Annotated in this window: 21 protein-coding genes; 17 read left to right on the top strand and 4 right to left on the bottom strand. The window is 60.9% G+C overall.

Annotated elements, in window-relative coordinates; translation table 11 throughout:
* Positions 1-8: 8 nt before the first annotated feature.
* The 4 genes from IPF49_07445 to IPF49_07430 form a co-directional block, all read right to left on the bottom strand.
* The gene (locus IPF49_07445; GenBank protein MBK6287456.1) at positions 9-1,853 is read right to left on the bottom strand and encodes a carbamoyltransferase; all 1,845 of its coding nucleotides are present in this window, start codon (positions 1,851-1,853) and stop codon (positions 9-11) included.
* An 18-nt stretch (positions 1,854-1,871) separates the two neighbouring features.
* Positions 1,872-2,018, bottom strand: coding sequence for a hypothetical protein (locus tag IPF49_07440; protein MBK6287455.1), 147 nt, complete (start codon positions 2,016-2,018; stop codon positions 1,872-1,874).
* Between the two features lie 21 nt (positions 2,019-2,039).
* The gene (locus tag IPF49_07435) at positions 2,040-2,447 is read right to left on the bottom strand and encodes a hypothetical protein (GenBank protein ID MBK6287454.1); all 408 of its coding nucleotides are present in this window, start codon (positions 2,445-2,447) and stop codon (positions 2,040-2,042) included.
* A gap of 383 nt (positions 2,448-2,830) precedes the next feature.
* Positions 2,831-4,759: a PQQ-dependent sugar dehydrogenase gene (locus IPF49_07430; protein ID MBK6287453.1), complete on the bottom strand. Its 1,929-nt coding sequence runs from the start codon at positions 4,757-4,759 to the stop codon at positions 2,831-2,833.
* A 59-nt stretch (positions 4,760-4,818) separates the two neighbouring features.
* Here IPF49_07430 and IPF49_07425 point away from each other — a divergent pair, with 59 nt between their 5' ends.
* The 17 genes from IPF49_07425 to IPF49_07345 form a co-directional block, all read left to right on the top strand.
* The gene (locus IPF49_07425) at positions 4,819-5,052 is read left to right on the top strand and encodes a hypothetical protein (protein MBK6287452.1); all 234 of its coding nucleotides are present in this window, start codon (positions 4,819-4,821) and stop codon (positions 5,050-5,052) included.
* The gene (locus IPF49_07420) at positions 5,042-6,235 is read left to right on the top strand and encodes a glycosyltransferase (protein MBK6287451.1); all 1,194 of its coding nucleotides are present in this window, start codon (positions 5,042-5,044) and stop codon (positions 6,233-6,235) included. The genes IPF49_07425 and IPF49_07420 overlap by 11 nt, the downstream gene beginning before the upstream one ends.
* An 81-nt stretch (positions 6,236-6,316) precedes the next feature.
* Positions 6,317-7,531, top strand: coding sequence for a glycosyltransferase (locus IPF49_07415; GenBank protein ID MBK6287450.1), 1,215 nt, complete (start codon positions 6,317-6,319; stop codon positions 7,529-7,531).
* Positions 7,528-8,739, top strand: coding sequence for a glycosyltransferase family 4 protein (locus IPF49_07410; protein MBK6287449.1), 1,212 nt, complete (start codon positions 7,528-7,530; stop codon positions 8,737-8,739). The genes IPF49_07415 and IPF49_07410 overlap by 4 nt, the downstream gene beginning before the upstream one ends.
* Before the next feature lie 140 nt (positions 8,740-8,879).
* Positions 8,880-9,278: a hypothetical protein gene (locus IPF49_07405; protein MBK6287448.1), complete on the top strand. Its 399-nt coding sequence runs from the start codon at positions 8,880-8,882 to the stop codon at positions 9,276-9,278.
* A gap of 62 nt (positions 9,279-9,340) precedes the next feature.
* Positions 9,341-9,790, top strand: a complete 450-nt coding sequence (locus IPF49_07400) for a hypothetical protein (GenBank protein MBK6287447.1) — start codon at positions 9,341-9,343, stop codon at positions 9,788-9,790.
* Positions 9,791-9,801: 11 nt separating this feature from the next.
* Positions 9,802-11,328, top strand: coding sequence for an alkaline phosphatase family protein (locus IPF49_07395; protein MBK6287446.1), 1,527 nt, complete (start codon positions 9,802-9,804; stop codon positions 11,326-11,328).
* A gap of 20 nt (positions 11,329-11,348) precedes the next feature.
* The gene (locus tag IPF49_07390; GenBank protein ID MBK6287445.1) at positions 11,349-11,750 is read left to right on the top strand and encodes a hypothetical protein; all 402 of its coding nucleotides are present in this window, start codon (positions 11,349-11,351) and stop codon (positions 11,748-11,750) included.
* Positions 11,751-12,800 (top strand): Gfo/Idh/MocA family oxidoreductase, encoded by a 1,050-nt coding sequence (locus IPF49_07385; GenBank protein ID MBK6287444.1) that lies wholly within the window; start codon positions 11,751-11,753, stop codon positions 12,798-12,800.
* Between the two features lie 39 nt (positions 12,801-12,839).
* Positions 12,840-14,399 carry an alkaline phosphatase family protein gene (locus IPF49_07380; protein ID MBK6287443.1) on the top strand — a complete coding sequence of 520 codons (1,560 nt, stop codon included), beginning with the start codon at positions 12,840-12,842 and terminating at the stop codon, positions 14,397-14,399.
* 126 nt (positions 14,400-14,525) lie between these two features.
* Positions 14,526-16,409 (top strand): asparagine synthase (glutamine-hydrolyzing), encoded by a 1,884-nt coding sequence (gene asnB, locus IPF49_07375; protein MBK6287442.1) that lies wholly within the window; start codon positions 14,526-14,528, stop codon positions 16,407-16,409.
* Positions 16,406-17,860 (top strand): oligosaccharide flippase family protein, encoded by a 1,455-nt coding sequence (locus IPF49_07370; protein ID MBK6287441.1) that lies wholly within the window; start codon positions 16,406-16,408, stop codon positions 17,858-17,860. Before asnB ends, IPF49_07370 begins: the two co-directional genes overlap by 4 nt.
* A 2-nt stretch (positions 17,861-17,862) precedes the next feature.
* A complete protein-coding gene (locus tag IPF49_07365; protein ID MBK6287440.1) occupies positions 17,863-19,155 on the top strand; it encodes a glycoside hydrolase family 1 protein in 1,293 nt (430 codons plus the stop codon).
* A 158-nt stretch (positions 19,156-19,313) separates the two neighbouring features.
* Positions 19,314-20,438, top strand: coding sequence for a hypothetical protein (locus IPF49_07360; protein ID MBK6287439.1), 1,125 nt, complete (start codon positions 19,314-19,316; stop codon positions 20,436-20,438).
* An 83-nt stretch (positions 20,439-20,521) separates the two neighbouring features.
* Positions 20,522-21,469, top strand: a complete 948-nt coding sequence (locus tag IPF49_07355) for a glycosyltransferase family 2 protein (GenBank protein ID MBK6287438.1) — start codon at positions 20,522-20,524, stop codon at positions 21,467-21,469.
* A 15-nt stretch (positions 21,470-21,484) separates the two neighbouring features.
* Positions 21,485-22,930: a GMC family oxidoreductase gene (locus IPF49_07350; protein MBK6287437.1), complete on the top strand. Its 1,446-nt coding sequence runs from the start codon at positions 21,485-21,487 to the stop codon at positions 22,928-22,930.
* Positions 22,840-23,083 (top strand): GMC family oxidoreductase (locus IPF49_07345; GenBank protein MBK6287436.1); only part of this gene is annotated, 244 nt, incomplete at its 3' end. The genes IPF49_07350 and IPF49_07345, both read left to right, overlap by 91 nt.

Here is a 23,083-nt window from a genome sequence, read left to right as displayed (position 1 = left end):
CTTCGCTCTCAATCGAGGTCGAAGGCGCTGGTGTAATCCAGCTTCAGCGACGGATCCTGTTGTTCCTTGCGCAGGATGCAGTTGCCTGCCACCAGCACATCCATCTCCGTGCCCATGAAGCACTTGAATGCATCTTCCGGGGAGCACACGGGGGGTTCGCCGCGCACGTTGAAGGAGGTATTGATCACCACGCTGCACCCGGTTTTTTCCTTGAACCGGCTGATCAACTGATGGTAGAGCGGATTGGTGTCCGGGTGTACGGTCTGTACCCTGGCCGTGTAGTCGACGTGGGTGATCGCGGGCAGATCGGAGCGCCTGACGTTCAGCTTGTCGATCCCGAACAGCTTTGACTCTTCCTCGCTCATCTGCCGGCAAAGCTCGGGCTTGATCCGGTCGACCAGCAACATGTACGGGCTGTCCATGTCGGTCTCGAAATAGCGGTTCACGTCTTCGCGCAGCACCGACGGCGCAAACGGCCTGAAGCTCTCGCGGTACTTGATCTTGAGGTTCATGGTCTTCTGCATCGACTCGGAGCGCGGGTCGCCCAGTATCGAGCGTGCACCGAGCGCGCGCGGGCCGAATTCCATGCGGCCCTGGAACCATCCCACGACCTTGCCATCCGCCAGCAGGGAGGCAGCGCTATCGAGCATTTCTTCCTGGCTCGACGGCACCTCGAACTTCGCCCGACAGGCGGTCAGCCGCCGCTCGATATCCTGCTGCGCGTATCCCGGCCCGAGATAGGAACCCTGCATCATGTCCTGTTTCTGCCGGTCGACGACGCGCGGTTGCTGCTGGTAGTGGTGGTATCCGAGCAATGCCGCTCCCAGTGCGCCGCCGGCATCACCCGATGCCGGCTGTACCCAGATATTCTCGATCAACCCGTCGCGCACCAGTTTTCCGTTGGCCACGCAGTTGAGCGCCACGCCACCCGCCAGGCAGAGGTTGTGTATTCCGGTTTCGCTCACCAGCCCTCTGACCAGGCGCCCAACGATTTCCTCGGTCACCGCCTGCACCGACGCGGCCATGTCCATATGAAACTGATCGAGCAGATCGTCTTCCTTCTGGCGCACCGGGCGGCCGAAAAGTTTGGCAAACCTGTCGTTTGTCATCGTCAGGCCGGTGCAATAGTTGAAATACTCCATGTTGAGCCGGAACGAGCCATCGGCTTTCAGGTCGACCAGCTTCTCGAGCATCAGGTCCTTGTATACGGGCTCGCCGTAAGGCGCCAGGCCCATGACCTTGTATTCGCCCGAATTGACCTTGAACCCGATGTAGTAGGTGATCGCCGAATACAGCAGGCCCAACGAGTGGGGAAAAAACAGCTCCTTGAAGATCTGCAGCTCCTTGCCCCGACCAATGGCAGCCGATGTGGTCGTCCATTCGCCGACGCCATCCATCGTCAGCACCAGGGCTTCCTCGAACGGCGAGGGGTAGAACGCGCTGGCCCCGTGGCTCAGGTGATGCTCCGAGAACAGCAACTTGTTGTCCCAGTCGAAATCGCCGTTCAGGCGCTGGAATTCCTTTTTCAGCAGATTTTTCTGGAACAGCTTCTCTTTTATCCAGATCGGCATCGCGGTCCGAAAGGAATTGAACCCCTTCGGTGCAAACGCCAGGTAGGTTTCGAGCAGTCGCTCGAACTTGAGGAAGGGCTTGTCGTAAAACACGACGAAGTCGATGTCGTGCAGCCCGATACCCGCCTCGGTGAGGCAGTATTCGATGGCGTGGTCCGGAAACCCTGCATCATGCTTCTTGCGCGTAAAGCGCTCTTCCTGCGCTGCCGCGATTATCCGCCCATCGTCGATCAGGGCCGCCGCACTATCGTGATAAAAAGCTGATATGCCTAATATTCGCATGGCTGATTTCTGTGCGGCTCAGAACAGGGCGTAAATGAATGGCGCAACCGCAGAGCCCTGCGCCAGCACCAGCAGGCCACCCAACACGAACATGACGGTGATGATGGGAAGCAGCCAGAATTTCTTGCGTGCCCGAAGAAAGCGCCACAATTCAGTGATGATCATCAGCGAGTTTCCTTTACTGGTTCAGAATTGGTCTTTCAGCGATTCGGGCGTGGGACCGGGAGGTGTGCGCTGGATCCAGTACGTCGATGCCCGAGCGTCCGGCTTCAGGCGCAACAGATCCTTGCGCATGAGCTTCAATACGAGTCCGACCGGCACCATGACCAGAGCGTACATGATGAACATGACCACGGGATTGATGATTCGCCCCAGCAGCATGCCGAAACGGAACCAGAGCTTGTTCAGCGGTGCGAGCACCTGCGGATACACGAGTGTCGGCACCAGGAACGCACCGGAAACAAGCAGCGCCCAGGTTCTGACGGCCTCTTCACGCACCAGGGGGAAGAGTCCGATCAGGGCGAACGCGACAACAAAAACCACGCCAAAAGAGCGATTCGATCCGGCCTTCGCACTCGAAAATTCCTCGGACATCGACGCCGTCATGCCTGTCACCCCAAATCACTGCCAAACAGTAGCCGGATTATCCGGCCAACGGCCAATCGAGCCCGCTACCGCGGTCAGCATGTGCGGCTCGATCAAATTGAAAATACGGACGCGCGACGGTAGCAAAACGCGGGTCTGTTTCGTCCTTTCCAAGGTGCCAGACACGGCACCCGGATGCCAGCTCGTGTTCAAAACCGAGTGGTTTCCAAACGGTCCAGACCCAAATCATTATAGGCACATACTGCGAACCTGTCGCAGGAAATGCGCCCTGATCACCAGGACAAGGCCCGGACGGAAAGTGCTTTGCGCAGCCTGCGTTTTCAACGATCGGTCAAGCCGATCGATATTGCGCGGCGCTGATGCCACGACGATCATTTCCTGATGCCCTGCAGGTATTCGACCAGCGCAGCTCTTTGCCGGTCGTTGGCAATTCCTGCGAATTCCATGGCGGTTCCGGGTGCATACGCCTGCGGTGATTTCAGGAATTCGTCCAGTGCGGCGCTGCTCCAGCGCCGGCCATTGATGTCTCGCAACGCCTTCGAGTACTCGAAACCCGCCACCGATGCGATCTTGCGGCCGTTGACGCCGCGCAAGTCGGGCCCTATGCCATGAGCCCGATCTTCGGTGATGGAATGACATCCCTCGCACTGCGCGAACAGCGCCTCGCCGTCGCTGTCGGCGGAGGCGGGCACGAGAGCAATGATTGTCCTGGCATCGTCGCACCAGGCCAGCAGCTCGCCATCATGTGCCGCCAGGATGTCGCGTATGCGGCAATTCAGCGGTATTTCCTCCGAATATACGACGTGTTGATCGATCAGCCGAAGCCGCCACAGGCTGCGCCCGGTCAGCGATGCAACCATGAGGTCATCGCGCCACAGTTCAAACGCGGCCCCCTCGATGCCCAGAAGGTCGGAGACCCCGATCGAGGGTATCCACGAATATACCGGGGCAATGAATCCGTCGTGGCGCCCGGGTGTCTTGCTCAGCGGCCAGCTGGTCTTGTCGTACGCGGTGCCAAAGGTGACCAGTGGCCAGCCGTAATTGCCGTTCGCCACGATCCGGTTCAACTCGTCACCGCCCTTGGGTCCGTGCTCCGTGGACCAGATCACGCCGTGTGGGTCGATGTACAGGCCCTCGGGATTGCGATGGCCGAGTGACACGAGCTCGGCCGAATTCTCCGCCAGTTTGATGCGGAAGATCTTGCCATAGGAGTTCCCGGTTTCCTGGGGCAGCATCTGCGTTGAATAATAGCCATCGAACTGATGGTCGCCGATGGTCAGCAGTAATGTGTCGTCATCGAGCAGCGCCATTCGCCCGCCGTTCTGCAGCCCACCGAAGCGGGTTGCCCTGGTCTTGAGTGGCAGGCAGGGAGTGGTCTCGAATATATCGTGCCATTCAATGCCCGGATGCGGCTCGGTGAAATGCCCGATGGTGGATTCGGCCCAGGAAACCCGCATGGTCGAGCATTGCGCGCTGGTGTTCCAGACGTGATACGAGGCGTAGATGCGCATCTTGCCTGCGGTTTCCCGGGTGAGCACATCGGCCACGCGAAAGGTCCGGCGATCGACGTCGGCGTCCGTTGCCGCGATGAATTCCTCGTTGTTGATCGGGATTCTCAACCCCAGCTCGCGGAGATCCAACTGCTCCGATTGCCTGTTCCAGTCAAAAACGTACATCCTGCCGTCACCGGTGGCCAGCAGGTAGCGCTCGCCAAATGTCGCCAACGCGCCACCTCTGCGCATCTCCTCCTCGACCCCCGCCCTGGTGGAAAACTTCAGAGTCGTTACAACATTCCTGAACTGGCTCAGTGTCACTCGGTAAAGCGCTGTCGAAATATTCCGTCTGTCGACGATCTGCTTCTTCAGCGCCAGGTCATGCAGCAGTTCGATGTCCTTGCCAAAACCAAGCGCAAGCAACGCCGCAACCGAAGCCGTCACGACGAACAGTGCTGCCCCGCGCCGGCGATTGCCCATCAGGTCGAGCAGGAACATGCCCAGTATCGAAACGACGCCGGTTGTCACCACCGCTTGCGGGGGATTGAATCCGAAAATGGCCAGCGCCAGTGATGCCGCCAGGTAGACGATCAGCCCCGCGAAGACCGCGTTGTGAACGCCGAGCTGCTTCCCGTTACGCGTGCTCGCTTTCACGGTCAGGACGAGCAACAGATAGGCTGCGGTGAATACCAGCAGGGGGCCAAGCTCGCGCCTGGATAATTCCTCCATCGGCGTCCCCGGTGCGCGCAGTGTCGTGCCAAAGATGAAGATCATGGCCAGCGCGTGACGGAGAATTGCGATTGTCATCGACATCCTGTCCAGGGGGCCCTCGGTGGCGGGATTTCCAGCAAGCAAGCTCGGCCCGGATGGGTTCGTCCGATGCCGGTTTTGCTCGGCAATGGGCACAATTCAGTGCTCCGCGCATCGGTATCGGCCTAAAGGATAGGCCAGTAGCGCGGGAATGGACTATTATTTTTGGCCTGTTTCATGATCGTTTTGCCGGAGTGCCAAACGATTCACAGGGCGTGTACCGCCCGAGTCACGCAAATGTCGCGCCGAACCAGGATTGCCAGATGCAGCCGGATTTGAATGAACAGTGATATCGATACGCCGCCCCGGACCGGGCCGGGGCCTGGATCGGGTCGCCGGCGAGTGGCAGTGGTAGGCTTGACCTACCCGTTCCGGGGCGGAATATCCCACTATTCGACGCTGTTTGTCCGTGCCCTGCGGGGCATCCACGACGTCAGCTTCATTACCCTGCTGCGTCAATATCCCGGCTTCCTGTTTCCGGGCCAGACGCAATTCGACTTCAGCGCCAATACGCTGGAAGAACCGAACACCCGGATCATCGACACCTTGAATCCATTGACCTGGCTGGCGACCGCGCGGGTGCTCAATCGCGAGCAGCCGGAACTGATCGTGTTTCAGTGGTGGCACCCGTTTTTCGCACCCTGTTTCGGCACGATCGCCCGCCTGCTCGACCGCCGCCTGCAGGCTCGTGTCTGTTTCCTGTGTCATAACGTGATGCCCCACGAAGGCAACCCGTTGCAGACCCTGTTGACGAAATACGCGTTCGCCAAGGCGAAGATGTTCATCGTTCACTCCGAGCAGGATCGACTGCAGCTTGCGGCGCTGCGCCCGGATGCCGTGATCAGCAAGGGCTGTCACCCGACCTATTCCGAATTTGCCCAGGGCGAATCGCGTTCCAAGCAGGAGGCCCGCGCTGCGGTCGGGGTCGCTCCAGAGCGTGAGACCCTGTTGTTCTTCGGCCTGGTGCGGCCTTACAAGGGGCTGAAAGTCCTGCTCGAGGCCATGCCATTGATCCTCGAACGCCGGGCCTGCCAGTTGCTGGTCGTTGGCGAGTTTTACGATGACAAGAGCCAGTATCTCGTGCTGATCGAAAGCCTCGGGCTCGCGGAGCACGTCAAGGTCATCGACAAATACATTCCCAATGAAGACGTGGCGATGTACTTCCAGAGTGCGGATGTGGTGGTGCTTCCGTACACCAGCGCGACCCAGAGCGGCATCGTCCAGATTGCGTTTGGTCTTGGCACGCCGGTGATCACCACCGATGTCGGGGGTTTGCCCGAGGCGGTCGATCACGGCAAGACCGGACTCGTGGTGCCCGCGCAGGACCCGCAACGTCTCGCGACTGCGATACTTGACTATTATCAGGACGATCTCGAGCGCGGGTTTCGCGAGGAGATCGGGCTCCAGACGAATCGCTTCGCCTGGGATGAAGAAGTCGCCCTGGTAGGGGGATTCCTCGCAAGCAATGACTGAAACACGCGAAAACCAGGGAAATCCAGGCATGTTGGGCGAATACGCACGATTGGCATACTCCGGTCTCGGGGCGCAGGCGGCGTGCTGAAAATCCTGCTTTTGTCTCCCTGGTTGCCCTGGCCTCCCCATGACGGTGCGCGCATCAGGATTCTGGAGACGCTGCGCTTTCTCGCGCAACGCCACGAGGTCACGCTGCTCGCGCATATTTCCTCCCCCGAGGAGTTCGAGCATGTGGAATCGATACGGGAGTATTGCGCCAACATCGAAGTCGAGATGCTGAGCACGGCTCCGCTACGCCGAATGGGCAGGCTGGGCATTGGCCTGCTCAGCGGTTATCCGATCATCCAGAGCATCCACTTCAGCCGGCGCCTGGCGAGCCGTCTCGCAAGCATTACTGCTCGCGAACATTTCGACATCATCCAGGTGGAGCTGTCGATGATGGCACGCTACGCGCGATCCATAAGCCCGTCCTGTAGCGCGAAGACGGTGCTCGCGACCCACAATATCGAGACCCAGCGCTTCCAGAGAGAGATCCCGCTGTCGCCCTGGGGTCTGCGGCGCATGGCCCTGGTTATCAATTCCCTGCTGTTTCCGTCCTGGGAGCAGAAATCGATGGCGATGTACGACGGGGCGGTTGCGGTGTCCGAACACGACCGCGACTGGGCCCGGAACTACCTTCCGCCGGGATGCGTCAGCCTGGTTCCGAATGGAGTCGACACGCGCTTTTTTCAACCCGATCGCCCGGATGGCGCCAGCAGGTCGATGGTGTTCACCGGCGTGATGGATTACCCGCCCAACGTCGATGCGGTCGTGTGGTTCGTCAACGAGATCTTTCCGCGGCTGCGGGCGCATTATCCGGATCTCGAATTCGATATCGTCGGCGCCAAGCCCAGCGCGGCGGTACTGGCGCTGGCGGCGCACGACGGCGTCACGGTAACCGGCGCGGTACCGGACATCCGGCCCTTCGTGGATCGCGCGTTTGCCTTTGTGGTACCGCTGCGTTCGGGTGGCGGAACCCGGCTCAAGATCCTGCAGGCGATGGCGATGGGATGCCCGGTGGTATCCACCCGCCTCGGTGCCGAGGGCATCGATGTAACGCACGGGGAAAACCTGCTCTTTGCCGACGATGCCCCGCAGTTTCTCGAACAGATCGGCAATCTGAGCGCCTCCCCGGATCTGGGGCAACACATCGGTCGTGCCGGGCGCGAACTGGTTTGCAGCCGTTATGACTGGCAAAGCTGCCTGGAAGGCCTGGAACAGTTGTATCTCAAGCTTCTCGGAAATCCGCAGTCGTGACGCGGCGCCTGTCGGTATGTTTCGCGGCGCCCGGGCATACCCTGCTCAGCACCGCCGGATCGACGCGCAATATTCTTGCGACGGCCACCGCGCTCAGCGAGTGGGCCGATGTCACGTTGGCGTTTCGCAACGTCGCCGAGTCCCTGACTTCGGCAGACTTCAGGGTCGAAACAATTGCCGCACCGGAGTCCGGAGACGCGGCGCGTGATGATGTCGCGATCCGGGGTTTGAATCCACTGAGTCATTACTCCTATCTGAATTCCCTGCGCAGCTATGCCAGTTGCAACGCAGAACGTTTTGACGTGATCTTCGAAAAGGGATGGCGGTTTTCCGGGTTCCTTGCCCATGCGTTCCGCAAGCACGGCGTGGAAGCGATACTGATCGAGAACGATGCGCGTTTCTGGACTGATCCGGTGCGCGATGTGCGTGGTGCGCTGAAATATGTTGCCCATTTCACGGCCCAGCAACTGGCAGGCTACTGTTCGCGGCGCGTGGATGTGGTCGTGGCCGAGACGGAACAACTCAAATCCGCATTGATCGCGGGCCGCGGTCTGCGGCCGGAGCGGATCGAAGTTGTCCCCCTGGGCGTCGATCATGCGGTGTTTCACCCGCGTGATTCAGCCGCCGCAAGGGCAGAATTGGGCATCAGTCCCGCTGCGAACATCATGCTCTACGTGGGGGGCATGGATCAGTATCACGATCTGTCCGCGCTGCTGGAGGCGTTGCGCGATACCGCGCCGCCGGGGCTCGAAATACACCTCGTGGGCGACGGCGAGTATCGGGGCCGCTACGAGAACCTGGCGCGCGGGCTCACGGTCCCCGTGGTGTTTCACGGCCAGGTGAATCACCACCGGGTGCCGAGCTATATCGCGGCCGCGGACCTGTGCCTGGCGCCTTATCAGACCAAGGGTTTCTTCCGCAACCAGGTTGCGTTTTCGACCCTGAAGATTCCGGAATACATGGCCTGCGAAAAACCGGTCATCAGTGTGCCGAGTGGCCATATCCTGCAATTGATCGAGGAAGGGGTGACCGGGTTTCTGTTCGACAACGAGGTTCCGCGCTGGCGCACGTTCCTCGAGCAGATCCCCACGCGTGAGCAACTCGCCCGGATGGGGAAGGCGGCGGGGCCGTCGGTGGCCGCGCTCAGCTGGTCGGCCACGGCCCGAAAATACCTCGACCTGGTGCGCACGAATCCCTCGGTCCGCTGAGGCCGGAACCCGGGAGGCAGAGACTCCGGCAAGCCGCTATACTGCTTTTCGACTCGCGGAAACAAGCCGGTTCAGGCGTGGACAATGCTCGATATTGCCCCCGGCGTACGGGCGGTTCTGCATCAAGACAAGGAACTGGAATGCAAACTCTTCTTATCGGCGAGGGCCCGAGTGCTGATCATTGGCTGAGCGCGCTGACCGTTTGTCCGCAAACCGTGCTTGCGGGATTCGTCACGAGCGCCCCGGGAAACGGCCCGGTAAGCAGGTTCGAAACCATTGGCTCCGCATTCAAGGCGGTGACGGTCGAATTCACGGTTTGTGCCGGTGCAATCGCCGCGGCACAGGTGCTCGAGGTGCTGGAGCGCGGAGTGCCGGTGCTGATCGCCGGTATTGACGGTTTTAGCGCAACCGATCTGCGCGCCATACATGCTGTTGCAACCGCGGGCGAGCGACCCGTGTTCCTGCCGCGAGGAACGGCGTACGCGCGTTGCGAAAAGGTCCTGCGCGGATTTCTCGGCTCCGGTCGCCTGGGGCGATAGGTCATATCAGTTGTTCGGACAGCCGCGCTGCGGGCGAGCAGGCAGCCAGCGGGGCCGGGCAGTTGATCCGCTACGGTGGCGGCCATCTCGAGGAGATATGCAGCCTGCTCGGCGCATCGGCGCACAATGTGATGGCGCGGACCGATGAGCAGAATGCCATTGCGCAAGCCTACCTGGAACTGGATGGCGGGCTGCACGTCCATTATTCCGGCGCGATGAATGCCAGCACCGATTCGCACTGCCTGTGGATCGAGGGTGCGAAGGGATCGTTGCGAACCGACGGCGCGAGTGTCTGGTGGCGCAAGCGCGGCTGGCGTTTCTTTGTCCCGGTGCACTATCGCCGCGCGGCTCCACCGCTCAGCGCGCGCCGCGTGCTCGACCGGGTGCTTGCATCGCCGGCAAGCGGTACCGATGACCGGGTGGCGCTCGGGCTCGCGGTCTCGGCCATGGTCTCGAGCGTCGATCGTCGGCCTTCCTTGCTGGCGGATCTTCGCCAGGGCAGCAGCGCTTGACGGGCCCGGACATGAGCCTTGCCGAAACGTCCCGCCCCGTTGTGGTCATCGGTCTCGATATGGGGGACGGTGAGCTGATCCGGGCCTGGAGCAAGCGGGGGTATTTGCCGAATTTTGCCTCCCTAGTCGGTGAAGGCACCTGGATCGACCTGGAATCGACGGCCAGAGCCCTGCATACCTCGACCTGGCCGACCTTTGCCACCGGGAGCCTCCCCGGTCGCCACGGAGTCTACTATCCCTACCAGCCGCGCCCCGGGCACCAGGAAGCTCAGCTGGTCAGCGCCGATCAATACGGCGTCTCCACCCTGTGGAAGCGTGCCGACGAACAGGGGCGGCGCTGCATCGTCTATGACGTGCCGGAAACCTTCCCGGAACCGGGCTTCGGCGGGCGGGCCATCTTTGAATGGGGAACCTGGGCCTGGTATGGCGCGCGCTGCGCACAACCGGCCGAGCTGCTGACCCGGCTCAGGAAGCGCTTTGGCGTCTATCCGCTGAAGATGGAAGCCAAGCGCTTGGGCGCACGTTTCCCCGACCCCGTGCTGCTGGAAAAGCGCTTGCTGGGCAGCATCGCGCACAAGGCAGCCTCGTTCGAATGGCTGCTGGCGGATTCGCAGTGGGATCTGGCGTTGACGGTCTTCGGTGAAACCCACCCGGCGGGGCATTACCTTTGGCCCCGTGGCCTCGCTTCCATGACCGATCCCGACGACGCCCGCTTCGATGCAATACGCCGGGTCTACGTCGCCCTCGATAATGCCCTGGCTTCGATCCGGGCTGCGCTTCCGGCGGATGCGACCCTGATGGTGGTGAGCGGAGACGGTGTGACCGCCAATAACTGCGGTTGTCACCTGGTGCCGGAGGTGTTGCAGCAACTGGGCTTTGCGGCACCGCCGGCGGCCGCCGAGGAAGGTGCACTAGCGGCCAGGCGCGGACTTTCGCTGGGACGGATCAAGGACATGGTGCCCAAGGGCGCGCGGCGCTGGATCGCCGATCATCTGCCATGGTGGCTGCGAGACCGGATCGGCGCGAGTATCCGCTCGGAAAATATCGACTGGGCGCGAACCCGCGCCTTTGCGCTTCCCACCGATCTCGAGGGATGCATCCGCATCAACCTGAAGGGTCGCGAACCACAGGGGATCGTGGGCGCGCAAGACTACGATGCGCTGTGCGAGGATATAGCGAGTCAGTTCCGGGAACTGATCAATCCGGCCACCGGCGAGGCGGCGGTGCGCGAGGTGTGGATTCGCAACCGGATCTTTCCGGGCCCTGTGCAGGATCAATTGCCCGATATCATGGTGACCTGGAACAACTCGGCACCGATCAGCGCGATGTCTTCCGCGCGCATGGGACTCGTTGAACAGGAATCTCCCGATCCGCGCACCGGTACCCACTCGCCACGGGGCTTCTGCCTGGCGCGCGGAGACCGCTTTGCACGGGGAGCATCGGCCACGGGACGGCTCGAGGATATCGCGCCTACCGTCCTCGACCTGGTCGCCGCCAAAGCCGGCGAAATGGATGGTTCGGTACTGTATGACCGTTAAAACAGAGGGCTGGTGACGTTATGGATTTCCTTTACATACTGGCGGTGTGGGCGCACGTCTTCACCGTTTGCTTCTGGGTAGGTGCGATGTTCTTCGGCGACCCGCACAGCACCCGCTTCTTTTCGAAACTGTTCGAGAAAAAGCTCGGGGGTGTGGGCTGGTATGCACACGCCGTGTTGTGGCCCACCGGAATATTCCTGCTCTACTACCGCGGCATAACGCCGGCGGAACTTTTTTCAGCGAGCCTGATAGCGACTTCCTGGGGCAAGGTCCTGTGGCTCAAGCTCCTGCTGGTGCTGTCACTCGTGATGTTCCAGATCACCGTGGGGCACAAGCCGTCCAAGCTGATCTACGGCTACATCCTGGTCGCATTCACGGTGATCGGCCTGTCGGTGTCGCTGGTTCGACCGGTGCTGCTCTAGATGTTGAAACTCATCCACTTGGGAACAGGCGGCCGCGGGCGCCATTGGCTGGACTTCGTTGCCGCTCGGCCGGATGTCGAAACCGTGGCCTGCGTCGATGTCGACCAGGCAGCGCTGGATGCCGTGCGCCAGAAGACGGGCTGCAAGACCTTCCTGTCGCTGGAGGAGGCGCTGGCCGAAACCGTCGCCGATGGCGTCCTGGTTGCGAGTCCGTCGCATATGCACGGCGCGCATGCCCGGCAGATCCTGCAGGCCGGATTCGCGGTGATGGTCGAAAAGCCCCTGGCCGGCAGCCTGCGCGAAGCAGTCGATGTCGTTCACGCCGCGCGCGAAGCAAACCGGCCCCTGATGGTGGCGGAGAACTACCGTTTCTTTCGCGCCGAGCGCACCTTGCGCAAATTTCTCGACGGGAATCACCTGGGCAGGATCCGGTCCGTGGTCTGCATCGACCGGCGTGACCAGCCCTCGCGCGCGCAGGGCGCCTGGGTGACAAAAATGGCGCAACCTTTCCTCACCGAGATCGCGGTGCATCACTTCGACAGCTTCCGCTACCTGTTCAACAGCCAGCCCGAAGCAGTCTGGGCACGCACCTTCAATCCGCAGGGCAGCGATTATGAACAGAACGCGGCGGCGGAGACGCTGCTCGACCTGCAGGGTGGCATTCATATCCAGTACAGCGGCAGTTTTGTCGGCAGTCGCTACGAATATTCCCTGGCGATCGAGGGCGAGAATGGTGATGTGCGCACGGACCGCAGCAAGGTCTGGTGGCGCCCCCGTGGTCGGAAGTCGTTCAGCGAGGTAGCGCCGGTCCAGATGCCGGAAGGCGAGTCGCTGCGTTATCCCGACGCCGGCATGCTGTCCATGCTCGCGCAGTTCCAGCAAGCGCTCACTACCGGCAAGGCGCCAGAAACCAGTGGCGCCGACAATCTCTGGACGCTCGCGATGTTCGAGGCCGCGGTGCAGTCCGCGCAAAGTGGCCGCTACGTGTCGATCGACGAGATATTCACGCCGGAGTTGCGGACGCGCGCCGGCATCGCGGAAGAGTCATAGGTGGTGGCAGAGATGGAAACTCCGGCGCGGCGACCGCGCATGATGGTCATTGGCCTCGATGCCGCCGATCGCGAATTGATCGAGGCCTGGTGCGAGCAGGGGCTGCTGCCGAATATCTCGCGGATTCGCTCGGCCGGCATCTGGGGTTCGCTGGAAACCACGGCCGATACCGTGCACGTGTCGGCGTGGCCGTCGATCTTCTCCGGCACGACACCGGACAAGCACGGGCTCTACCACGCCTACGTGATGCAACCGGGGCAACAGGCACCTGCCCGGCCAAAACCGGAAAACTGTCCGGTACCGTTTTTCTGGCAGCTGCTCGATCAGCAGGGCATCCGCTCGATCGTCATGGATGCGTTCCTGACCTGTCCGCTGCGCGACTTCAGCGGTATCCAGATCGTCGACTGGGGAAGCTGGACCTGGTTCTCGGGGCAGGAGATCCTGCCGGAATCGATCAAGCACGATATTCGCAAGCAGTTCGGTGCCTACCCGGCCGAGAATCACAGCAAGGTCGGAATGACGCCTCCGGTCGATCCGCTTGGCTTCCGTCAGCGTCTGCTCGAGGGAGTGAAAAAGAAATCGCAGGTCGCGCAGTGGCTGATGGAATCGCAGGACTGGGAGTTTTTCCTGCTGGTTTTCGGTGAATGTCATGCTGCGGGTCACTACTTCTGGCATTACATGGATACCGAGTACGCCTCCTATCCCGAGAAGTGCGAACAGGAGCTGCGCACCGCCCTGCTCGATATCTACGTCGCTATCGATGCCGCGATCGGCGAACTGCTTGCCAGGCGTGACGAAGACACGGTGGTTTACGTGGTCTCAGGTGATGGCATGGGGCCGAATTACAGCGGCTCGCATATCCTCAACGAACTGCTCAAGCGCATGAAGCTGATGAACAACAGTGGCGCGCAGTCGGAAGCTGCTACGCCACCCAAACCGAAGAAGAGCCTGTCCAGCACCCTGCGGGCGCTGGTACCCAAGAGCTTCCGCGCGTTCATTTCCAGGCACGTTCTGCCGCGCTCGGTCAATGAGCGCCTGAGCCTGCACTGGAAGACGGCGGATATCAATTGGGCGACGACGCGGGCCTTCGTCATCGAAAATGCAAATGAAGGTTATATCCGTCTCAACCTCAAAGGACGCGAGCCCGAGGGCATCGTCGATAAAGCCACCGAGTACGATGCGATCTGCGACTCGCTGGTCGATGTGGCCACGCACATGACCAACCCGGTCAATGACAAGCTGGCGGCGACGCACGTTCACAAGACGGTTGATCTGTACTCGGGGCCCTGCTGTGGCAGCATGCCCGACGTGATCATCAACTGGGACCCGGAAGCAAAGGTGATGACGCAGCTGGCGACGTCTGCGCATGGAACCGTCAGCACCCCGTTGCCCGGCTATGCGGTCACGCCGTATTACAGCGGCAACCACCGCGGCAATGCCTTCATTGCGGCTCTCGGGACCTCGGTCGAACCCGGAAGCGTGCTCGAAGGCGCCAGCATTCTCGATCTGGCGCCCAGCATCCTGGCGCATTTCGGAGTCGAGGTACCAGGGCATATGGATGGCAAGGTGGTTGGGGCGCTTGCCCGTCCCAAGGCGTAGATATGCCCCTGCCTGCAACTGCGCGCAACCGGTCAGGCTTCGAGCGATATGAGCACGCCGTGGCTGGCAAGCCGGGCGTGAAGAACTGTTTCAACATGACTCCAGAACCCACAAGGTCGTGATCAGATGTGCGGTATAGCCGGACTGTATTGTTTCGTCGCGAACTGTGAAGACGGGCACACTGATATCGTCGCGAAAATGTGCGCGATCCAGACCCACCGCGGACCGGATGACACCGGAACCGAATCGATGGGGCGGGTGACGATCGGTTCCAACCGATTGAGCATCATTGACCTCAGCGCGGCCGGGCACATGCCGATGCACGATCCCGAATCCGGGGCGTGGATCGTGTTCAACGGCGAAATCTACAACTTCGCCGGAATCCGCGAAGAGTTGATCGCGCGCGGTCACGGCCTGCACTCCAGAACGGACACCGAAGTGGTGCTGCACGCATGGCTGGAGTGGGGCGAGCAGTGTCTCGATCGCTTCGTCGGCATGTTTGCCTTCGCAATCTACAAGCCACAGGACCAAAGCCTGGTGCTGGTGCGCGATCGCTTTGGCAAGAAGCCGCTGTACTACACGCAGCAGGGATCGCACCTGCTGTTTGCCTCGGAGCTCAAGTCGCTGGTGGCGGTGTCCGGTCAGTGCCAGGTCAACTGGCAGCAGTTGATGGAATGGTCGCTTTACCGCAACATCGATTTCGGTCCGACCGATACCCTGTACTCGGGCTTCAGTTCGGTGCCGGCGGGCCACCTGATGGAAATTCGCGATGGGGTGGTGTCCGCTTCGCGTCCTTATTATTCACTCGAGTCGCATGTCACGCGGCAGGAATACGAACGTCTGGATCGACTGGCGCCGGATGCGCTGCGGCGCGAGATCGAGGCCCTGGTCCTCACCGGTGTCGAGGATCGCCTGGTCAGTGATGTTCCGGTTGGCACCCTGTGCAGCGGTGGCATTGATTCCAGCCTCATCACCGCGGTGGCGGCCCGCGGGCGCAAGGACCTGTTGGCTTTCAATGTTTCGGTTACCGGCGCGGGTGCCCAGGACGAGAGCCGTTTCGCGAAGCAGGTGACCGATTCGCTCGGCATCCGGCTCCTCACCCTGCAGGCCGACGGGCAGAGTTTTCGTGACAACCTGGTGCGCGCGATCTATTACAGCGATTACCCGCTGACCCATCCGAACTCGGTGTATTTCCTCCTGATATCGGAATTTGCCCGCTCCCACGGCGTCAAGGTGCTGCTGTCGGGCGAGGCAGCCGATGAACTGTTCGGAGGCTATGCACATCGCTATCGCCGCTATGGCCAATACCGCAGCCTGCAAAGACTTGTCGGTTATCTGCCCGCCAGGCTGCGCCGCCTGATCGTGATGGCGGGCTATGCCGCCGAGAACGTGGCGATCGCGGAATTTACCGGTTACGAAGGTCTGGTGTCGCACACGACCTCGTTCATCGACAAGTTCTCGCGCATGGAATTGCGGGAGCGCTGCACCAGTGCGTATGACTTCGTCGGCAACGAGGTGGATCGTGGCATGCTCGGTGGCATGCTGGCCGACATGACCAATTACCTGGCCCCACTGCTGCGCCGGCTCGATCGCATGAGCATGGGCGCCTCGGTCGAGTGCCGGGTGCCGTTTCTTGATCACCGGCTGGTTGATACCGTCGTCAACCTGCCGCTGTCCGCTCGCCTGCACGGCAAGCACGACAAGTGGTTGCTGAAGGAGATCGCGGTGCAGCATCTGCCACGAAGCATCGTGTATCGCAAGAAGCTCGGGTTCCCGCTGCCGTTGCAGGACTATATGACCCCGCTGGTGCAGCCGAAGTTTTTCAAGGACGGCTATTGCGTCGAGCAGCTCCAGTTGAACAATCGCGGCCTGAATCAACTCGTATCGCGGTGGACGGACAATGTCGATGGCATGTTCAGTCTGTTGGCGCTGGAAATCTGGGGAAGACTGAATATGCGTGGAGAAACCGTTGTTGCCGTCCGGGAGCATCTGATGAGTCTGGGCATTTGAGCCGGCAGGAGGATACGGCGCACGCCGAGGGTCTGGAGACGGCGCGAGGCACCGTGCAACTGTTGATCGGGCGTGGCCTGTTCATGGTCAGCGGCTATCTGATAGCCGTGATCCTGGCGCGTGGACTGGGTCCGGTCGAATACGGCGTCTACGGGATGGTCATGTCCCTGCTGTTGTGGCTGGAAGTCGCGGGCGACATGGGCATTCGACGAGCCGTAACCAAGTTGATACCCGAGGCGAGCGACCCTAAAGTAGTGGTGCAGCTGGCATCTGCGATGCTGCTGATCGTTTCGCTGGTACTTTTTGCCCTGTGCTGGATACTCGCACCATTCGTCGCCGATTTCTTCGAGCTCGGGGACAACGGCGCCTGGCTGTTTCGTGTCGCGGTGCTGGATCTGCCGTTCAACGGTCTTTATCTCGCCTACCAGGGAATCCTGCAGGGGCATCTGCTGCTGGGCACGCTGAGCAAGACGCTGGTTGTCTACAGCATTGCCAAACTTGCCGGTATTGCCTCCTTGCTTCTGCTGGGCATGTCGGTCGAAGCCGCGCTGATCGTGAATGTGCTGGCCACGGTGGCCGCGCTCTTCTATGCCTTTGTGAAGTACCCGATATCCATCGCTTTTCCTGCCGGTCCAATGCGCAGGACGATCATCGAAATTGCGATTCCGATCGGGATATTCGGTGGAACCATGCAACTGCTGCTATGGATGCACCTGTGGTCGCTGAAGGGGCTATCCCATGTCTCGAATGAGACCATCGGGTTTTACGTGGCAGCCTTGAACCTGGCTCGTCTGCCGACCGTCGTACCCTTTGTCCTGACCGGCGTCGTGCTGGCATCGGTTTCGCTTGCTCTTGCTCGCCAGGACGCCGCGCAGGCACTGCGCAACATCCAGGCGGCCTGCCGCTTCGTCTATGTGCTGCTGCTTCCCGTGTGCGTGCTTGGTGCAATCGATGCAACGCCCATCATGGTTTTCGTATTCTCCGAAAGCTATGCGGACGGCGGCCAGTTCCTGGCCCTGTTGCTCACGGCTTTCTGTCTGTTTTCCCTGCTGGATACACTGCTGCACACGATGATCGCGGCCGGAAAATATTACCAGGTCACGGTTGGCCTGATCGGGTTGCTACCGGTTTCCTTTGTCCTCGGAGAGCTGCTCATACCCCCATATGGAGCGGTGGGCGCCGCCATCGCGTTTGTGCTGACCCTGGGAATCGGTACGGCGGCATCGCTGTTCTGGATCCATTACCGGTTCGGCGCCCCGATGAAACTGCTGACATTCGTGCGCGCCACGATCGCCACCGTCGTGGTTGCGGCAATCAGTACCCGGTTCGATGCGTCGGGAATGTGGTTGATAGTCAAACTGTCTGTGCTGATGCTGCTTTATGGGGGTGTGCTGGCGCTGATGAAGGAGCTTGGCGCAAAGGATCTCAAGCCGCTGGCGGTGTGGAAATAGGCGTGAGCCGCTCGACCATGGACGATCGGGTGTCCGCTGCTGCAGATGATTCCGCTAACCGGCGAAGACGTTTTCCTGCAGGTTTTCTGTGGGGTGCGGCCACTGCCAGTCACCAGGTGGAGGGCGGCAACCGCTGGAATGACTGGTGGGAGTACGAGAGTTCGGGGCGCTTGCCCTTTGCCTCCGGGGACTGCTGCCGGCACTACGAACTCTACGAGCAGGACTTCGACCTGGCCCGCTCATTGGGGCACAACTGTCACCGCCTGTCGCTTGAATGGAGTCGCATCGAGCCGGAAGACGGGCAGTGGAATCCCGCTGCGATCGAACATTATGGGCGCGTCATCAGGGCGCTGAAGGCGCGTGGCATCGAGCCCGTTGTCACGCTTCATCATTTCACGCTGCCTGCCTGGTTTCTGCGCCGAGGGGGCTGGGAATGCGCCGACAGCGCAAGAATCTTCGCCCGCTTTGTGGCGTACGTGGTGCAACAAATCGGTGAAGCGGTCGGATACTGGCTGACCATCAACGAACCCACGGTGTACGTTCTGCAGTCCTACATCAATGGCGAATGGCCGCCACTGCAACTCAGGTCCTGGCTGAAGGCGGGCAGGGTGCTGCGCAACCTGGCCAGGGCTCACGTCGCCGCGTTCGATGTCATAAAACGGTTGCAACCGGATGCGAAGACAGGGTTCGCTCACAACGCCTTGTGGATGGAACCCTGCGATCCCGGGCGATTTCTGGATCGAATGGCGGCACGGATTCGCGATATCGCATTCAACCGGGTGTTTTTTGGATTGATCGGGTTGGCGGCCAGGGGCTCGTCGCGACGCAAGCTCGATTTCGTGGGGCTGAATTACTACACCCGATGTTGCGTGCGCTTCGAGAGCGGGGGGCCGAGCGCGTTGCTGGGGCGCAGCTGCAAGCTGGAACATCATGCCGATGGCGGACCGAGAAGTTCCATGGGCTGGGAAATCTATCCGCGCGGGCTCGCCGCTGTGCTGCAGCGCTATTCGGCCATGGGCCTGCCGCTTTTCATCACCGAAAACGGTATTGCAACCGGGGACGACGAGCTGCGATGCCGTTTTTTGCACGATCACATCGAGGTGCTTGCCAATGCGCTCGACAATGGACTCCAGGTGCTCGGATATCTTCACTGGAGTCTGCTGGACAATTTCGAGTGGAGCATGGGCACGGAGCCGCGATTTGGGCTGGTTGCAGTGGACTATTCCACGCAGGCTCGTATCGCTCGGCCATCGGCAACGTTTTTTGCCGGGATCTGTCGGCATAATGGGCTATAGTTCCAATGTATTGAATTTGTCTGGTTTCGGGTGCCCCTGCCGCCCGCTTCGTCCGCCCATGCCGAGGCGTTCATCGCTTGCGCGAGGATGCCGCCCGGGCCAATGGTTTCAAGCGTGAATTCGCTCGCTGATATTGCATTTCATCTGCTGGTAAAGACATGAAAGGAATCGTTCAAGGCTGCTTTTTGACCGTTGCCAGCGTGCTGCTGACGCTCGCTCTGGCAGAGCTGCTTTTTCATTTGTTCCCATCCCTGCTTCCGCTGGCGATCAGCACCGCGGCGAACGACCGCGGCATTGCCCATCCGCTCATCGGCAATGTGAAGGCGCCCGACAGTTCCGGGGTGATTCGCACAAGCGACTTCAGCCAGCACTATCAACTCGACGAGCTGGGCTTTCACAACAAGGGCCCGTTGCCTTCGCAGGCGGATATCGTCGTTATCGGCGACTCCCTGGTATTTGGCTATGGTGTCGATATCGAGCAGGCATGGCCCCAGATACTGGCCCGCCTTTCCGGCAAGTCTGTGGTGAATCTCGGGTTGATCGGCGCCTCGCCGCAACAGTATCTGCGCATTTACCAGACCTTCGGGCGTGCGCTCAAGCCCAGGATCGTGGTGCTGGGGTTTTTTGCAGCCAACGACTTCTGGGACGCGGAGCAATTCGAGCAATGGCAGCGCTCGGGCGTGGGCGGAAATTACCTGGAATGGCGCGACTACGGGCGTCCGAAGGCGGCAGACCTGGAGCATTTCCTCGGGCGCATGGAGTATGCGGCAAAGAAGCATTTGTACCTGGTGCAATTGCTGGGGATCGGCGTCAAGGCGTTGACCCGGCATCCGGCCAGTGCCCCGGAGATGCTGGACTGGGATGGCGAAGAAATCATCCGGCTGGATGCGGGATATCTGGAGCAATTGACGGCCAACGCCAAACCCGGCAACCCGGTGTTCACGCTGGTCATGGATTCCATGGTGCAATTGCAGCGCCTCGTTGAGGCCGATGGCGGCCAACTGCTCGTGGTATTCGAACCCGGCAAGGAAGTCATCTATCTTCCGTTCACCGGGGGTTCGCCTTCGCACCCATCCGTCGCGATCGGTGCCGCGCTGGAGCAGCGCAATATCGCCACCCTGCAACTGATACCGGCTTTCCAGGCCAGCGCCGAGGCCGGGAACATGCTGTTTTTCCCCACGGACGGCCATCCGAATGCGCTGGGTTACCGGCTGATTGCGGAACAGGTCGCGCAATGGCTGGCGCGCAACGAGCAGGAATCGCCGTCGCCAGGTTCGCAGTGAGTGGCTTTGTTCGCAGGGTAAAACATTACAAGGGCAGGTTGATGCGCTATAACATGTGCGGGTCAAGAGCTTTCGAGGCGTAAATGACAAATCCAGATATCTCCGTGGTCATCCCGGCACTCAACGAGCGGGACAGCATTCCGCACCTGCACCAGGAATTGACCGATGTATTTGCCGCGCTCGGCAAATCCTATGAAATCATCGTTGTCGATGATGGCAGTACCGACGGCACGACGGAGTTCTGCCGTGAACTCGCGGCGAAAGATCCGGCCGTGATCCTGGTCGAGATGCGCCGCTGTTTTGGCAAGGCGACCGCGCTGCAGGCGGGCTTCAAGGTGGCGCGCGGCGAAATCATATTCACCATGGACGCCGATCTGCAGGACGATCCCAAGGAAATACCCCGTTTCCTTGAAACCCTGGACCAGGGCTTTGATCTCGTATCCGGCTGGAAAGAGAATCGCAAGGATCCGATCAGCAAGACCATCCCGTCGAAGCTGTTCAACTACGTGACCTCGCGCTCCAGCGGGCTGTATCTGCGCGACTTCAATTGCGGCTTCAAGTGCTATCGCCGCGAGACGATCGAAGGCCTCGATGTCTACGGCGAGTTGTACCGCTATATCCCGGTGGTCGTGCACGCGAAGGGCTTTCGCGTCGGCGAGATCGCCGTTTCGCACCGGGCACGCCAGTACGGCAAATCCAAGTACGGGCTCGAGCGTTTTATCCGCGGCCCGCTCGATTTGTTCACGATCCTGTTCCTGGTGACGTTTCGCAAACGCCCGCTGCATCTTTTCGGGCCCATAGGTGCGCTTATCGGATCCCTCGGCTTCTTCGTCAACTGCTACCTCGCGGTTCTCTGGTTCATGGGCAAGGGGATCGGTGATCGCCCGCTGCTGATGCTGGGAACATTGATGATCATCGTCGGAATCCAGATGCTGATCTTCGGCCTGCTGGGCGAGATGATCGCCGCGGCCTCCTATCAGCCCTCCGAAGTCGACAAGCTCATCAGGCGCATCGATCGCAAGACTGCCTGAGTCCGGAGGCGGTTCATGGCTATCATCCGGGCAAATCAGCTTGCCGACGGCGCCACGCTCGATGCCGATATCTGCATCGTCGGTGCCGGCGCGGCCGGCATCACGCTGGCGCGCGCCCTAGAGGAATCGGGCTTGCGCATCTGCCTGCTGGAGAGCGGTGATTACCATCCGGACGAGAAGGTGCAGTCGCTCTACGATCTGCAGAACGAGGGCTACCCGATCCGCGAGAATTTCATGTCGCGGGCGCGCTATTTCGGCGGCAGCTGCAACCTGTGGGCCGGGCGCAACATGCGCATGAGCCGCATCGATTTCCTCAAACGCGACTGGGTTCCGAACAGCGGCTGGCCCTTGAGTTATGAAGAGCTCGAACCCTATTACCAGCACGCCGAAAGAGTGCTCGGGGTGCCGGCCTTCAGCCGTTTTACCGCCGTTGACTCGGTTCCGCATATCGAACCCAGGGAAAAACAGCTGTTCGTCGCCGAGGAACTGGATCCGACCGTCGCGCTCTGGGGCATCAAGCCCATGCGCTTCGGCAAGGTCAACAAGACCGCGCTGCGCAGGAGCCGCAGTATCGATGTCTATCTCAACGCCAATGTGACCGAGATCGTTCCGACGCCGGATGGGTGCGCGGTCGAGCACCTGGCGGTACGCACGCTCGAGGGAAAGCAGCTCACGGCACGCGCGCGTACTTTTGTTCTTGCCAGCGGCGGCCTGGAAAATGCACGGCTGCTGCTGGTCTCGCGCCGCCAGCACCCGCAGGGGCTGGGCAATCAGCACGACGTGGTCGGGCGCTATTTTCTTGATCACCCGCGGGCGATCCACGGGCGCATTCGCGTCAATGATTCGGTCAGCCTGCCGTGCCTGACCGGCATCCCGCTGGCTGACGGCAAGTTCCAGCTGGGCATCGCCCTGTCCGAACAGGAGCAGCGCAAGGCCCGGGTGCTCAACAGCTATGTCAGCCTGGAGCCCGCGCTTTCGGAAATGGCCGAGAAGCAGTACGGGCGCTCGATCAACGTGATGAAAGTCCTGTTGCGCCACGGTTATGCGGGTAAGCGCACGAGTCTGTCCCGGATCGACACCAGCGGCGCGCGCGACCTCATCTATCTTCTTACGCCAAAGGAAATCATGCCCCACTTCCTGTATCGGCCCTATGCGATGCTCAAGAGAAAGGTGCGCAAGAACCGCTCGGTTGGCCACCTGACGCTGATCAATTTCTGCGAGCAGGTGCCCGATCGCGACAGCAGGGTGATGCTGAGCGACAAGCGTGACGCCCTCGGCATGAACATGCTGAGGCTGGACTGGCGGGTCGGCGAAGCGGAGCGCCACAGTGTTCGTCATTTGCACCAGTTGATCGGCAGCTCGGTGGAGGAATGCGGCATCGGGCCATGGAGACCAGCCCGGAAAGCGCGGCGGAACTCCAGTTCACCGACGCCTCGCACCATATGGGCACGACGCGCATGAGTGACGATGTGCGGGAAGGTGTGGTGGACCGCAACTGCAGGGTGCACGGGCTTGCCAACCTGTTCGTGGGCGGCAGTTCGGTGTTTGCCACCGCCGGGCATGCCAATCCGACGCTGACCATCGTGGCATTGACGCTGCGCCTGGCCGAGCATC

The organism is Gammaproteobacteria bacterium, assembly GCA_016705365.1.
Taxonomy (GTDB): Bacteria; Pseudomonadota; Gammaproteobacteria; order Pseudomonadales; family UBA5518; genus UBA5518.
This window is presented reverse-complemented; position numbering and strand designations above follow the sequence as displayed.

Excerpts from the sequence above, each read along its gene's own strand:
- IPF49_07445 (MBK6287456.1), bottom strand. The coding sequence starts at position 1,853 with ATGCGAATATTAGGCATATCAGCTTTTTATCACGATAGTGCGGCGGCC.
- IPF49_07440 (MBK6287455.1), bottom strand. The coding sequence starts at position 2,018 with ATGATCATCACTGAATTGTGGCGCTTTCTTCGGGCACGCAAGAAATTC.
- IPF49_07435 (MBK6287454.1), bottom strand. The coding sequence starts at position 2,447 with ATGTCCGAGGAATTTTCGAGTGCGAAGGCCGGATCGAATCGCTCTTTT.
- IPF49_07430 (MBK6287453.1), bottom strand. The coding sequence starts at position 4,759 with ATGACAATCGCAATTCTCCGTCACGCGCTGGCCATGATCTTCATCTTT.
- IPF49_07425 (MBK6287452.1), top strand. The coding sequence starts at position 4,819 with ATGGGTTCGTCCGATGCCGGTTTTGCTCGGCAATGGGCACAATTCAGT.
- IPF49_07420 (MBK6287451.1), top strand. The coding sequence starts at position 5,042 with ATGAACAGTGATATCGATACGCCGCCCCGGACCGGGCCGGGGCCTGGA.
- IPF49_07405 (MBK6287448.1), top strand. The coding sequence starts at position 8,880 with ATGCAAACTCTTCTTATCGGCGAGGGCCCGAGTGCTGATCATTGGCTG.
- IPF49_07395 (MBK6287446.1), top strand. The coding sequence starts at position 9,802 with ATGAGCCTTGCCGAAACGTCCCGCCCCGTTGTGGTCATCGGTCTCGAT.
- IPF49_07390 (MBK6287445.1), top strand. The coding sequence starts at position 11,349 with ATGGATTTCCTTTACATACTGGCGGTGTGGGCGCACGTCTTCACCGTT.
- IPF49_07385 (MBK6287444.1), top strand. The coding sequence starts at position 11,751 with ATGTTGAAACTCATCCACTTGGGAACAGGCGGCCGCGGGCGCCATTGG.
- IPF49_07380 (MBK6287443.1), top strand. The coding sequence starts at position 12,840 with ATGATGGTCATTGGCCTCGATGCCGCCGATCGCGAATTGATCGAGGCC.
- asnB (MBK6287442.1), top strand. The coding sequence starts at position 14,526 with ATGTGCGGTATAGCCGGACTGTATTGTTTCGTCGCGAACTGTGAAGAC.
- IPF49_07360 (MBK6287439.1), top strand. The coding sequence starts at position 19,314 with ATGAAAGGAATCGTTCAAGGCTGCTTTTTGACCGTTGCCAGCGTGCTG.
- IPF49_07355 (MBK6287438.1), top strand. The coding sequence starts at position 20,522 with ATGACAAATCCAGATATCTCCGTGGTCATCCCGGCACTCAACGAGCGG.
- IPF49_07350 (MBK6287437.1), top strand. The coding sequence starts at position 21,485 with ATGGCTATCATCCGGGCAAATCAGCTTGCCGACGGCGCCACGCTCGAT.